This is a genomic window from Kordiimonas lacus, assembly GCF_001550055.1.
Classification (GTDB): Bacteria; Pseudomonadota; Alphaproteobacteria; order Sphingomonadales; family Kordiimonadaceae; genus Kordiimonas; species Kordiimonas lacus.
Genome location: NZ_LRUA01000010.1, coordinates 54,577 through 67,113 on the forward strand (window position 1 = coordinate 54,577; position 12,537 = coordinate 67,113).

General features: G+C 57.3%; 10 protein-coding genes. 2 read left to right on the top strand and 8 right to left on the bottom strand.

Annotated features, from left to right (window positions below):
- Window positions 1–101: 101 nt before the first annotated feature.
- A complete protein-coding gene (locus KORLAC_RS15145; protein ID WP_068307955.1) occupies window positions 102–1,046 on the top strand; it encodes a hypothetical protein in 945 nt (314 codons plus the stop codon).
- Window positions 1,047–1,103: 57 nt separating this feature from the next.
- Here the strand turns inward: KORLAC_RS15145 and KORLAC_RS15150 are convergent, their stop codons facing one another.
- Window positions 1,104–1,778 (bottom strand): DUF6058 family natural product biosynthesis protein, encoded by a 675-nt coding sequence (locus KORLAC_RS15150; protein ID WP_068307957.1) that lies wholly within the window; start codon window positions 1,776–1,778, stop codon window positions 1,104–1,106.
- 150 nt (window positions 1,779–1,928) lie between these two features.
- Window positions 1,929–2,924: a ribonucleotide-diphosphate reductase subunit beta gene (locus KORLAC_RS15155; RefSeq protein WP_068307961.1), complete on the bottom strand. Its 996-nt coding sequence runs from the start codon at window positions 2,922–2,924 to the stop codon at window positions 1,929–1,931.
- A 279-nt stretch (window positions 2,925–3,203) separates the two neighbouring features.
- Between KORLAC_RS15155 and KORLAC_RS15160 the strand changes: the two genes are divergently transcribed.
- Window positions 3,204–3,764 carry a hypothetical protein gene (locus tag KORLAC_RS15160; protein WP_068307963.1) on the top strand — a complete coding sequence of 187 codons (561 nt, stop codon included), beginning with the start codon at window positions 3,204–3,206 and terminating at the stop codon, window positions 3,762–3,764.
- 80 nt (window positions 3,765–3,844) lie between these two features.
- Here KORLAC_RS15160 and KORLAC_RS15165 read toward each other — a convergent pair whose 3' ends face one another.
- The 6 genes from KORLAC_RS15165 to KORLAC_RS18940 all read right to left on the bottom strand — a co-directional run bounded on the left by KORLAC_RS15165 (window position 3,845) and on the right by KORLAC_RS18940 (window position 12,375).
- Window positions 3,845–5,683 carry a ribonucleoside-diphosphate reductase subunit alpha gene (locus tag KORLAC_RS15165; protein WP_139167416.1) on the bottom strand — a complete coding sequence of 613 codons (1,839 nt, stop codon included), beginning with the start codon at window positions 5,681–5,683 and terminating at the stop codon, window positions 3,845–3,847.
- A gap of 335 nt (window positions 5,684–6,018) precedes the next feature.
- The gene (locus tag KORLAC_RS15170; protein WP_068307967.1) at window positions 6,019–6,969 is read right to left on the bottom strand and encodes an acetyl-CoA carboxylase carboxyltransferase subunit alpha; all 951 of its coding nucleotides are present in this window, start codon (window positions 6,967–6,969) and stop codon (window positions 6,019–6,021) included.
- Between the two features lie 102 nt (window positions 6,970–7,071).
- A complete protein-coding gene (locus KORLAC_RS15175) occupies window positions 7,072–9,219 on the bottom strand; it encodes a penicillin acylase family protein (RefSeq protein ID WP_068307971.1) in 2,148 nt (715 codons plus the stop codon).
- A 41-nt stretch (window positions 9,220–9,260) separates the two neighbouring features.
- Window positions 9,261–10,157, bottom strand: a complete 897-nt coding sequence (locus KORLAC_RS15180) for a site-specific tyrosine recombinase XerD (RefSeq protein ID WP_068307973.1) — start codon at window positions 10,155–10,157, stop codon at window positions 9,261–9,263.
- Between the two features lie 6 nt (window positions 10,158–10,163).
- Window positions 10,164–12,206 (bottom strand): hypothetical protein, encoded by a 2,043-nt coding sequence (locus tag KORLAC_RS15185; protein ID WP_068307974.1) that lies wholly within the window; start codon window positions 12,204–12,206, stop codon window positions 10,164–10,166.
- Between the two features lie 28 nt (window positions 12,207–12,234).
- On the bottom strand, window positions 12,235–12,375 hold the full coding sequence (locus KORLAC_RS18940; RefSeq protein WP_169794405.1) for a hypothetical protein: 141 nt from the start codon (window positions 12,373–12,375) through the stop codon (window positions 12,235–12,237).
- Between the last annotated feature and the right edge of the window lie 162 nt (window positions 12,376–12,537).

The following is a 12,537-nucleotide window of genomic DNA, read 5'->3' on the forward strand; positions in this document are numbered from 1 at the left end:
TAGACCCTCCACATGCAGATGAACCATTTATGAACACACGGCTCAGGGTGGCGTAAGCAAGGCATGGCTATTGTGTCTCCATAAGACGAGGAGACCGAGTTATGACAGCACAACGAAAAACCGCCATTCTTTTGGCCGCCGCAGCGACACTGGCGCTTGGTGGTGCAGCCGAGGCCGATCACCGTGATCTTCGTGACCTGCCATCCTACGACCCCGACAGCGCAATATTCCGCACCAGCCATCCCATCCGGGTGTTCGTCGATGTGGACAGCAAGGATGAGCGCCGCGAAGCAGGCCTGACAGAATTTGAGGCCCGGGCATTCAAACAGTTGCGCTATGGCCTGCCCAATTATGTGGAATTTGTGCGCGATCGTCATCAAGCCGACATGGTGGTGCGTGCCCGCGAGCAAAACTACCGCTTTGGGTTCCGCGTGACCGATACGGACCGGAAAGACAAAAAATACAAGAAGCGTGCGCGTAACACAGGTGGTCGCTGCGGCCGATTTGAAAAAGCCTATTACACCAAGGTGAAGGAAAAGGGCGAAGCTTACGCGTCATACGGTATCAAGATCGCCATGCATGGGTATGGCCGTGACACCGACTTTATCGAACTGCGCTCGGCTGAGAACTTCAGCTACGGCACTGACCTGGTGGCACACACCAATTGCGGCATTGTGTCGACCCGTCATATGCCGTCCAGTGGTGTCGCCAAGCTGTTCGCCCGCAACACACCTGAATACCGCAGCCACGTGGCCCGCGAGGTCCGCAATGAGGCCGCAGAAGACCTTGGCCGTGCGCTCGCGCACAAGATCCGAAATGGTGTTGATCACTATTACCTGAATCTGGCGACCCGGCTGAGCCAGGCAGATTACGACCAATATTCACGTCGTGGTGGCGACTATGGCCTGAGTTCTGAGTATGGCCACCACACCCATCGCCCTCCGCTGGCACGAAACCAGCACTATGAAATAGAGGGCGATGACTTGGGCACCGCGGTTTTCGTCGCAACCGGGCTGGCAATCCTCGCTGCCACCCTGGACGACTAGACCTCCCCTTTTCAGGTGCCTGACACTGAAGCGCCCGGTCCCCGCCGGGCGCTTTTTTTATGCCAACTGCGCCAGATACCGTGCGCGGACCTGGTTGATATATGTCTCGCGTGAACTGCGCGCCACTTCATGGGGTGCAAACGGTGCAGACACCTGATCCAGCAGATCAACCGCTTGCTCCAGTTCTGCCAGAAGCGTACCAGCTCCCCCGGTCTCGATTGCTGCAATCAGAAATTTGATCTTGGCAATCATGGCTTCCTTGGTTGCGATGTCTTCTGCAGAGGCCGTGCCCGTGCATAAGCCATAAGCCCCATCAAGATAGGCCAGCCATTCTTTTTCAAGCAGGGCTTCAGCTTCCGTACCGCCCACATGACCGTCCTGACCATAAAGCGCGTCCAGCCCAAAGGTGTGCACGCGCAACGCCACAAGTGTCTCGACATACCGAGCGAAGAAATCCTGCTTTTCCCTTCTGGCCAGCTCATCATCCGGAAGGCCCGACTGTACAAGCCCATTTACCTTGGCAACATAGGACCGCGGAAAAAACTGCAGCTCAACCGCATCTGCATGGTCGCCAAAAATCGAAGAAATCACACATTCCCCGACCACGCGGTAGGCCGGGCCGGGAAGGCATCCTGCCTTGATCAATCCTCGCAACCGCGCCGGTTCAACCCCGGTAAGCTCTGAAAGCTGGTCGAATGTCAGAAAAGTTGATTGAAGATACTGCAAGCTCATCACGTCCCCCATGAATTACAATTGTTCTCTATTTGTTCTTATTGTTTCTTTTCGTGAATGTCATGAAAAAAGCGCCCGAGATTCTCTCGAGCGCTTCTTTGATCCGGGCTTGTGACCAGTTTTGCCCTTCCGGGCTTAGTGCGTTCGGGCCTATTCGAACGCATCCTCCCACGAGCCTTGGGTGGCCGCTTTAGAATATTCGGTCGCCCGGTTTTCGAAAAAGTTGGTGTGTTCTACTGCATTCAACATGCTGTCGAGCCATGGCAGCGGATTCTTCTCCACGTGAAATACCTCATCCAGATCAAGCTGGTTCAGGCGGCGGTCAGCAATATACCGAATATATTGCTTCACTTCCTCTGCTGTCAGGCCTTCGATCGCACCCATGCCGAAGGCCAGGTCGATAAAGGCATCCTCATGGTGCACAATGGTTTTGCACGCTTCCGTCAGTTCGTCCCGCATGCGATCGTCCCATAGGCTTGGGTGCTCTTTCATCAGCGTGTGGAACAGTTTGATGATACTGTTACAGTGCAGGCTCTCGTCGCGCACAGACCAGGTAATGATCTGCCCCATACCCTTCATTTTGTTGAAGCGTGGGAAATTCAGGAGCATCGCGAAGCTTGCGAACAGCTGCAGGCCCTCGGTGAAGGCACCGAACACCGCAAGTGTAACAGCCGCAGACCTGAGATCGTCCGAATTGAACTGCTGCATATAGTCATATTTATCCTTCATCTCCTTGTAGTGGAGGAAGGCGGAATATTCAGTCTCGGGCATACCCAGTGTGTCCAGGAGGTGGCTGTATGCCGCGATATGGATGGTTTCCATATTGGAGAAAGCCGACAGCATCATCTGCACTTCGGTGGGTTTGAATATCTTGGTGTAATGCTTCATGTAGCAGTTGTTCACCTCGATATCGCTTTGGGTGAAGAAACGGAAAATCTGCGTCAGCAGGTTCTTCTCCGAATCAGTCAGTTTCCTGGCCCAATCGCGCACATCTTCCGCCAGGGGCACCTCTTCTGGCAGCCAGTGAATCTGCTGCTGTGTCAGCCAGGCTTCATAAGCCCAGGGGTACCGGAACGGCTTATAGACGTGCCGTTCTTCCAAAAGTCCTGTCGGTTCGAATGTTTCTACAGTCGCCGCTTCAGCCATACTGACCGTGCCTCCCACTCTTAACGCTGTTGAATTTCATATTGCCCATATGTTGCGTGGCGGCAGTATAGCCCTTCAATTAGTAGAATGGAATTTAAGAGACACAATATTTGGTAAAAAAAAGTCTTGCCGCTATAATCGGGAAAGGGCGCAAAAGCGGCGAATCAATAGTACAGTTAAGGGGCAAGAGCCGGCACGCAGCAGGGCAGAAAAAATTACCTATTGATCATTCGCCCGTATGCACCTGATAATGCGGTCAATCTTGGAAGGGCTAGGAATGTGAACGAGAGCAATACCAACAGTGTGCTCGGCGGCATCACTGCAAAGGCGATCCTTTTTGCAGCCCTCGCGGCTGTTATCCTGACGCTGATTCAGTTTTTCCTGGAAGTGCAACAAGCCAAGGGCCGGACCGCAGCCGGGGTCGAAGGCTTGATCATGTCGCTTGAAAAACCGGCGGCACGCGCTGTCCTTATCCTTGATGCCGAGCTCGCTCACGATATTGCCGGTGGCCTTCTGGAACATCGCTTCATCACAGAAGCCCGAATCTTCGAAGACCATAATGTAGTGCTTGGGGAAGCCAAACGCTCCAGCGGCGCCAAGTATTCCATGCTTCAATCTATTGTTGGCCTGTTTGTCGGGCTGGACACCGAAGTATCTCGCGAGCTGGTCTTGCCGGAAAGCATGTCGGAAGCCACGGGTGAAATCCGGGTCAGCTTCAATGAAAGGCAGGCGGTTACCTCTGAACTAGGCGGCATTTGCGTCCGACTGTTCCTGACTTTCCTGATTGCTGTGATTGCCATCCTGGCGGTTCACGCACACCTGTCCCGCCGTAATAATTAAACCATCCCTTTTCTGGCAAAAGAAAAGGCGCGCCGCTATGGCACGCCTTCTCATGGTTTATCTGATGCCCGCAGCAGACTTTACTGGCAGGCAAGGCATTCCTCATAATCGGTCGTGCCGCCAGAACCCAGTTCCAGCTGCACCTCGCCTTTGGCCTTTTTCTGGTAGCTGCCCGTTGCCACAACCTCAGCCCGGCTGATGGATTTGGAACGGCAGTAATAGAGGCTCTTGAGACCCTTCTTCCAGGCCTGATAGTGAATCTGGTGTAGGTCGCGCTTGTGCACGTTCGCCGGCAGGAAGATGTTCACCGATTGGGCCTGACTGATGTGGCAGGCCCGGTCGGCTGCCAGTTCAACCACCCAGCGTTGATCCAGTTCAAACGCGGTCTTGAACACATCTTTTTCTTCCTGGGTCAGGAAGTCCAGATGCTGCACAGAGCCTTCATTGATCGTGATCGACGTCCAGATCTCGTCGGTGTCCTGGCCTTTTTCTTTCAGCAGCCGCTTCAAGGCACGGTTGTGAACAATAAAGTTACCGGACAGGGTCTTCTGGTTATAGCTATTGCCTGCGATTGGTTCGATCCCCGGGCTCGCCCCGCCACAGATGGTGGAGATGGAAGCCGTAGGCGCAATCGCCGTCTTGTTGGAGAAGCGCTGCATGATGCCATAATCGGCTGCGTCCGGGCATGGGCCGCGTTCGAACGCAAGTGCTTCCGACGCACGGTCCACTTCGCCTTCGATATGCTTGAATATCTTCTTGTTCCAGGCTTTCGCCATGGCGCTTTCGAACGGGATCATATTGTCCTGCAGGAAGCTGTGGAAGCCCATCACACCCAGACCCACAGAGCGCTCGCGCATGGCTGAGTAGCGCGCCTTGGCCATTTCGTCCGGCGCACGGTCGATAAAGTCCTGCAGCACGTTATCCAGGAACCGCATCACGTCAGGGATGAAGTCCTTGTTGTCTTTCCACTGCTTATAGTGCTCGAGGTTGAGGCTTGAGAGACAGCACACAGCTGTCCGCTCATTACCCAGATGGTCAAGACCTGTCGGCAGCGTGATTTCCGCGCACAGGTTCGATGTCTTCACCGTCAGGCCCGCCAGCTTGTGATGCTCTGGCATCTGGCGGTTCACTGTGTCTGAATAGATGATGTAGGGCTCGCCGGTTTCAACACGGGCAGTCAGCAGGCGGATCCACAGGCCGCGAGCTGACACGGAGCGCACAGCGTGGCCGTCTTTCGGGCTTGTCAGCACCCACTCTTCATCTGCTTCCACCGCACGCATGAAGGCATCGGTCACCAGCACACCGTGGTGCAGGTTCGGCGTCTTGCGGTTCGGGTCACCACCGGTTGGGCGGCGCAGCTCGATGAACTCTTCGATTTCAGGATGGCTGATCGGCAGATAGATGGCCGCCGAACCACGGCGCAAGCTTCCCTGAGAGATCGCCAGTGTCAGGCTGTCCATCACGCGCACGAAGGGTACGATACCGCTGGTCTTGCCAACACCGCCAACCGTCTCGCCGATCGAACGCAGGTTGCCCCAGTAAGACCCGATGCCGCCGCCCTTGGACGCCAACCAGACGTTTTCTGTCCACAGGTCCACGATGGATGAGAGCTTGTCTTGCGCTTCATTGAGGAAGCAGCTGATCGGCAGGCCGCGGTTGGTGCCACCGTTCGACAGAACAGGCGTCGCGGGCATGAACCACAGGTTGGAGATATAGTTATAAAGCCGCTGTGAGTGGGCTGCATCGTCACCATAATAGGACGCAACGCGAGCAAACAGATCCTGATAGCTCTCACCTGGCATCAAGTAACGATCTTCAAGCGTTGCTTTCCCGAAATCGGTTAGTAGTGCATCGCGACTGCGGTCGACCTCGACCGGCCCGCCATGCTCAAACTGAGTGACCTCAAACATTGTGCCCATATCTCCCTTGTCCGCCCTAGCCATGCGGTACTGACTCCTTCTTCGTCTCGAGAAACACCCCATTGTGCCCGAGCAAAGAACAAAAGTCGAACGAATCGACTTTTCGTAATTATTGTATGTACTTAGCGAAGCGCTCGACCGAACTCCCCCGTTCGAGTCGCTGTATCGCCGCGAGATTTGTAGGATAAGGTCGAACGGGTATTTTCGTCAAGATAAAGTGGTGAGAAAATTTAAGTCCCCAATATCTAGTGTTTTTATGACAGACGTGTGACAGCTAGGGTTGCACGCTGTACACCCTACCTGCTCTCAACTTCACGGAATTCAATGAGTCGCGGTTATGCGAGGCCTTTATCGCCAATCGCCAGGAATTTTTCGCGGCGAAGTTCTTTCAAACGGCCACCATCAACACCCGACATATCACGCAAGCTACGCTCCATGGCATCACCCAGCATGTTCATGGCGCGCTCGGTATCGCGGTGGGCACCACCAAGCGGTTCGGCAACAATCTCGTCGATCACGCCCAGCTTCAGAAGGTCCTGCGCTGTGATCTTCAGCGCAACAGCCGCTTCATTGGCCTTGTCGTTGGTGCGCCACAGGATCGAGGCACAGCCTTCAGGCGAAATCACAGAATAGATCGCATGTTCCATCATCAGCACCTTGTTGGCAGCCGCGATTGCCACTGCGCCACCAGAGCCGCCTTCACCCACGATGCAGGTCACCATTGGCACTTCAAGGCCCAGGCATTTGTCAGTGGAGCGCGCGATGGCTTCCGCCTGACCGCGTTCCTCGGCACCCACACCAGGGTAGGCGCCAGAAGTGTCTACAAGGCTCAGCACCGGCAGGCCGAACCGGTCGGCCATATCCATCAGGCGGATGGCTTTACGGTACCCTTCAGGGCGCGCCATGCCGAAGTTATGCTTGATGCGGCTTTCCGTGTCCCAGCCCTTCTCATGCCCCATGACCACACAGGCTTCGCCGCGGAAGCGGGCCAGGCCACCCACAAGGGCTTCGTCTTCACCGAAGGAGCGGTCGCCGGAAAGCGGTGTGAAATCTTCGAATAGATGGCCGATCAGGTCGTGGAAATGCGGGCGTTCAGGGTGCCGCGCCACTTGCATCTTCTGCGTGGGCGTCAGCCCTGCATACGTTTCCTTGAGGAGCTTACCAAGTTTGGTCTCGAGCTGGCCGACTTCCGCGGTGATGTCAGCGCCACCCTTGAAGCTGCGCAGTTCGCGGATCTTGCCTTCCAGTTCAGCAATTGGCTTCTCAAACTCTAGAAACGTCATCATATCATTCGTATCCGTTTTTTGAGGCGACTTGTTCATGGACCCAGTAAACCATGTTTCGCCGAGGGGCGCAAAATCCTTGATTGCACTTGCTATGTCAAGTTCTCAGTTTCCTGCCCCGCCAAGGCGCCTTTCGCTTGTTTTCTCAAGTTCCAAAGCCACCATATCTAGTGGCAATATTCTTTCGCGTTCGCTTGCGAACAGCGGTGCCTGATCCGCATAATGGGGGGAGCTTGCATCCAGCGTCGCGCTGCCAAAATTATGCACCGTGCGCACATGCTGCGCACCGTCCTCACCCCACTCCACAAACATGATGTAACTATCCCCCGCCGTGGCTTCAAGATGCCCTGCGTCATCATTCCATTCACCGTAGACCGCGCGTAGCACATCCGGCCCGCCTGAGAGCGGCCAGCTCTCGCGTCCGCGCACCAGGCGGTTCATGCCACCCCAAGGCACATCAAGGCGGCCGAAATTGTCCTTGAGCAGCTTCACAGCATCTTCAAACGCCTGTCGAGGGTCGGGCCGGGGCTCGCCCCGCATATCGGCCATAATGAAGGGCTTTACTGTCAACACCCCGAGCGCGGCATGGTCGTTGGACGCGTCTGTATCCAGGCTCCAGCCAAACAGGAAATTTCGCGCTTCTTCAAGCGCCGGGTCTTCAAACTCAAGGCCCGTCACGTCATGCCACACCTGAAAGGCAACCGACTTCTCTTCGCCCTGGAAGGAATAGATGTTGTCGTATTTGATCCGCTGGAACGTATGGTCATAAACCTGCTCTGCATCCGCCAGCAATTCGCGCAGGCGCAAGGCCCGGTTTGTCATCCGCGTCTCGACCCCCATGGTGCTGGGATAATCCGCAGGCTGTGCGCCACCATCCCCATCCGTGGCCACGAAAGGCGAATTATTGGCGTTGAACACGGCACCCGAGGGTGGGTTTACCGTTTTCGGAATATCCCGGAACGCGTGATAGCCCTGCCAGATCAGGTCAGAGCGGTCTCCCGGCACGAGGCTGGACCAATCCACTCCTTCGGGCCGCTTCGGCATCATGGCATTATAATAGTGGGCGATGTTGCCCGCCTTGTCGGCATAGACATAATTGATGCTGGGCATGGCCATCATGGCAAGAGCGGCTTCGAAATCGTGCCGAGAGCGCGCCTTGTTGAGCGCGATCATTTCTTCAAGCGTGCGCATCTCGTTCATCCCGGCCCAGCGGACGGCAAAGGCGCCCTTCTCTGTCTTGAACACCGGGCCATGGGCGGACCGGTAGATGGGTTCACGGAAGGTCCAGCGGATCGGCCCCCAGAAGGTGACATCGATTGTCGCATCTTCAATCTCGAAATCCCGCCACTCACCATCAAGCTTATACTGGTTCGCGTTTTCCGGATTAAGGGTCAGCTGATAGACATCCACAAGGTCCGGCTTGTTGACCGTATTGGCCCAGCCTAGCGTCGGGCCAGTGCCGTGCAGAATGATCGGCGAGCCCGGGAAGGTGCCGCCTGCCATATCCCAGCCCTCGCCCGATTTCACACGCGCCTCATACCAGGTCACCGGGCCGGTAAGTGGCTGGTGGCTATTCACAAGAAGGCGCGTGGCGCCGTCGCCAGAGCGTTCGGGCGCGATGGCCACGCCCTGACTGCCCAACTCCGGCTGGGGTGCGTCTGTCACCATCAGGCTGGCGACCTTATCAAGCCCGGTGCCATATTCGCCTTCGGCCACTTTGGCCACCACCTGGTCAAAGCCGTAAAAGAGCGGTGTCTTGAAAGTGAAACCGGCGACGATATCTTTGCCTGTGAAGGGCAGTACGCCTGGTGCAACACCATCAGGGTTTTCAGACACGTAGAAATTCAGCCCGGCGGCATAAGCTTCGGCGTGATCGCGCGTCGCCTGGCTGATGCGGCTCTTATACCCTGCGTCCACCACACTCCACACATCCATCCATTGGATCAGATAGTCGGTTTTGGCAGCATCGGGACCATGGAGCGTCGACAGCTTGCCGCGGGTGGCCAGAACCACATCCTGAATGGTCGCAAAGTCATCTTCCGCGTGGGCGAACGCCAGGCCAAAGGCGACATCCACATCACGCTCACCAAGAATATGCGGCACGCTATACCGGTCGCGCACGATGCGTACGTCATAGTCTCCAGCCAGCGCCTGATATTGTGCCGGGTTGCCCGACCCAGGTGCCGCCAGCCAGAAGCCAAGGTAGGTCAGCACCAGCAGCGCAGCCACCGACATTGCAATTTTCTTGATCATACAGCTCCCCTTCCCCCGGATAAGCTAGACCGCTTTGCCAATTAGTCACTCATCGGGTGCTTGGTCAGCACCAGGCTCTTGAGCCGTTCCTCCAGCACATGGGTATAGATTTGCGTGGTAGAAATATCAGCGTGGCCGAGCATTTGCTGCACGGCGCGCAGGTCCGCCCCGTGCGCCAGCAGGTGCGTTGCAAACGCGTGCCTTAGCTTGTGCGGACTAACGGCTGAAGGCATCACGCCCGCCGCGACCGCCAGGTCTTTCATCAACTGCCCTACGCGGCGGCGGGTCAGATAGCCTTCCTTGCCGCGGGAGGGGAACAGGTAAGGTGAATCTTTATAAGGCGAGGTGCGCACCACTTCCATGTGGGCCATCAATGCATGCCTTGCCTTGTCACCCAAGGGCACCATCCGTTCGCGCCCGCCCTTGCCGCGCACCATGATCATGGTGGTGTCCGGCCCCACAGCACGCTTTGGCAAGGTCACGAGTTCGCTGACGCGCAGACCTGTGGCATAGAGTGTTTCAACGAGCGCATGCAGGCGCTTTTCGCCCAACCCGCCCGCATCAGCCTGCGCTTCTGCAGTATCCAGAAGCCGGTCCACATCGCTTTCCGAGAGAACTTTCGGCAGCTTCTGTTCTGGCCGTGGGCTTTCGATATTCTTGGCCGGATTATCCGTGCGCAAACCATCCGAATACAGGAACAGATAAAATTGCCGGAGCGCCGAGAGGCGCCGCGCAACAGTCCCAGACTTCAGCCCCCGCCGGTGCAGGCCCGAGAGATAATCCCGGATATCCTGCGCACCCGCGGACGCCAGCTTGCTGGTGGTATGTTCGGAAAAGTCCTCGAGGTCGCGTCGGTAGGCCATCAGGCTGTTTTTGGCCCGCCCCTTTTCCGCCGCCAGCATCTCAAGAAACTGATCAATCAGCGAGGCATCAGACATGACTGCCTACAGGCCCCACCGGACCAAGGTCTCCGCCGCCAACTGGTGCGCTTCTGTGGTCAGGCCCAGTTCCCTGAGCGCACCGATGAGCGACCCGGCATAGGACGCTGACGCCGTACCGTCGGCCGTGGTGGCATAAGCCAGTGACAGTACCCCGGCCTTGTCACCCTGCGCCTGCATCACCAGAAGCCGTCGCCAATGGGCGGGCGACATGCTTGGCCCCGCAACTTGCGGTTCGCCTTGTTCGGCCATCGCCCAGATGTCTTCCGGCACAGTGTGCCCAAGCGCCTCCAGGGTGGTGAACAGAATGGCCGCCTGCGCGAACCTGTCGTCATCTTCGCCTTGCTGGCCCCACCAGGCCCGCAGGCGTCCTGGTGTTACCTCAGGCGCACCAGCAAACCCTGCTGCCACCATGAGCGGCCAGCTACCTTCAAGCACAGCATCTTTTGCGGTATTGTCACCTGCCTGGCCAGCCCTGAGGGTAGTGAAAAGACCATCAGCCTGCTCAAAGTCACCTTCCAGCAGCGCCGTGCGGATCCGGCGCGCTGCCACCGCAGCATCGTCCGCCTGCCTGGCCTGCAGATAATCCAGCACCGGCAACAGATAGAGCGCCTTATCCGGGCTCTCCGCGCGGCGTTTGAGTGCCGCCATCGCCTCAGTCCGAACCGTCTCATCCGCGCCAGCCATAGCCTCAGCAATCAGCATCATATCGCCGTCGAAGCTCATGTCTTCCTGCATCAGGGCTTGCGTGTCCACGTCTGACGGAGCAGCAGGCGGCACAGCCCGCAGGTAATCCACCAGCACGCCAGCACCCAGCCAGCCTTCGGACAGACCACGGGCGATCAGCTGCAGCTTGGCTTCCGGCGCAACACCCGGAATGCCAAGCATGGCTTTTGCCGCCATCGGCTTCGCGTCGGTCATATCAAGTGCAGAGACTTGCACCTTCGCCAACCGCACCATGGTAGCCTCAAGCACATCAACCCGAAGCATGCTCGACAGTACCATGCCGGAAGTCAGCACGGTGCCGCCAGCCTGCTCGGCCTCAACCAAAATCTGGTCGGTCAGCTGATAGAAAGTGGGTTGAACGCTTTGGACTTCCTCAAGAATGCCCAGGTTAAAGTCAACGCCGACCCGGTCGCCTTGCACTGCGCGGCAGAACACTGCCATCCGAAGCCAGAAAGCATCGTTGCTGTCGGCGCGTTCCTGTGCGGCAATCGCGCAGGCATCTTCAATCCGGCCAGCCAGGAGGTGGCCGTCAACAATATCGCGTGCGAGGCCGGACCAGTCATGGTCCGGCGTCAACCGGCCCAGTAGCGCCAGATAGCCTTCCGTATCACCGTGCGCTGCCAGAACATCCAGGCGCGCCCGAATAAAGGCCTCAATTTCAGTGTCACCTGCCGGCGCCGGCAGCAGATAGCCAGACAGCGCCATACGCCGTGCGGCCTTCACCATTGCCGGTGTTTTGCTGGGCTGAGCAAACTTCTTGAGTTCCGCCTGAACGGCCTCGCGGCTGTAGCCGGCCCAAAAATCATTTGGGTAAGCGCCAGGGCCTCTCAGCACCGCGATACCGCTTGGGTCAAGCGTCTGCAAGGCGCCCGCGAAAATATCGGTGTCCGGCGTGGGAATGGCTTGCTCGGCCGGCTCCTCTCCCACCATTGCCTCATCGGTAGCGGTTTGATCAGCGCCTGGCAGGTCCTCAGCCAAGTCAGCGGTCACACCTGCAGGCTGACCGGCGGCCTCGGTTTGCGGGGCCGGAGGTACTTCAATGCTACCTTTGGGGAGATAGGGTTGCGGCAGGATGGACCGGGGGGCGCCAAGGGCTGGCCCGACCTGGCGCTTCAGCGCAGGGCGCGGGCCAAGGAAGAAGCGACCGTCGGTTCTCTCCGCTGCCGTTTCTGCGGCAGTGTCAGCTTGCTGGGCCTCAGTCTGTTCCTGGGCATCCTGAGTGTCACTTCCCGCGTCCTGCTGGGCGCGCACGTCAAAAGCAGCCAGCGCGGCAATAGCCCCACCCATCAGCATCGCGGCCATCAGACGCCTGATTGCTGTCATGTCTGCCACCCGCGCGGCGGCGCGAGCCTTATGCCGGGAAACGGTCATTGCTCAGTGTTTTGGTCACTGTTTCGGAAGGTGCCGGAATGTCCCAGGTCATCAGAAAAATGGCACCGCCCACGATTACCAGCACACCGGCAATCAGCAAAATCTGCGTTAATTTCGACATGAAACTCCCTTTGGTCTTTCAAGTAACCTTGCCTTACCTGTTGGTCTTATATGATGGCCCAGCGCACAAGTCCAGCCACGCCAGCAAGAGGAAGGGTTATGAAAAACACATTGGTCATTCTTTTAGGCAGAAATAAGGTATTGGTTTCCCATAAAACCGTTG

Excerpts from the sequence above, each read along its gene's own strand:
- KORLAC_RS15170 (WP_068307967.1), bottom strand. The coding sequence starts at position 6,969 with ATGATGACGTTTCTAGAGTTTGAGAAGCCAATTGCTGAACTGGAAGGC.
- KORLAC_RS15180 (WP_068307973.1), bottom strand. The coding sequence starts at position 10,157 with ATGTCTGATGCCTCGCTGATTGATCAGTTTCTTGAGATGCTGGCGGCG.
- KORLAC_RS15150 (WP_068307957.1), bottom strand. The coding sequence starts at position 1,778 with ATGAGCTTGCAGTATCTTCAATCAACTTTTCTGACATTCGACCAGCTT.
- KORLAC_RS18940 (WP_169794405.1), bottom strand. The coding sequence starts at position 12,375 with ATGTCGAAATTAACGCAGATTTTGCTGATTGCCGGTGTGCTGGTAATC.
- KORLAC_RS15185 (WP_068307974.1), bottom strand. The coding sequence starts at position 12,206 with ATGACAGCAATCAGGCGTCTGATGGCCGCGATGCTGATGGGTGGGGCT.
- KORLAC_RS15165 (WP_139167416.1), bottom strand. The coding sequence starts at position 5,683 with ATGGGCACAATGTTTGAGGTCACTCAGTTTGAGCATGGCGGGCCGGTC.
- KORLAC_RS15155 (WP_068307961.1), bottom strand. The coding sequence starts at position 2,924 with ATGGCTGAAGCGGCGACTGTAGAAACATTCGAACCGACAGGACTTTTG.
- KORLAC_RS15145 (WP_068307955.1), top strand. The coding sequence starts at position 102 with ATGACAGCACAACGAAAAACCGCCATTCTTTTGGCCGCCGCAGCGACA.
- KORLAC_RS15175 (WP_068307971.1), bottom strand. The coding sequence starts at position 9,219 with ATGATCAAGAAAATTGCAATGTCGGTGGCTGCGCTGCTGGTGCTGACC.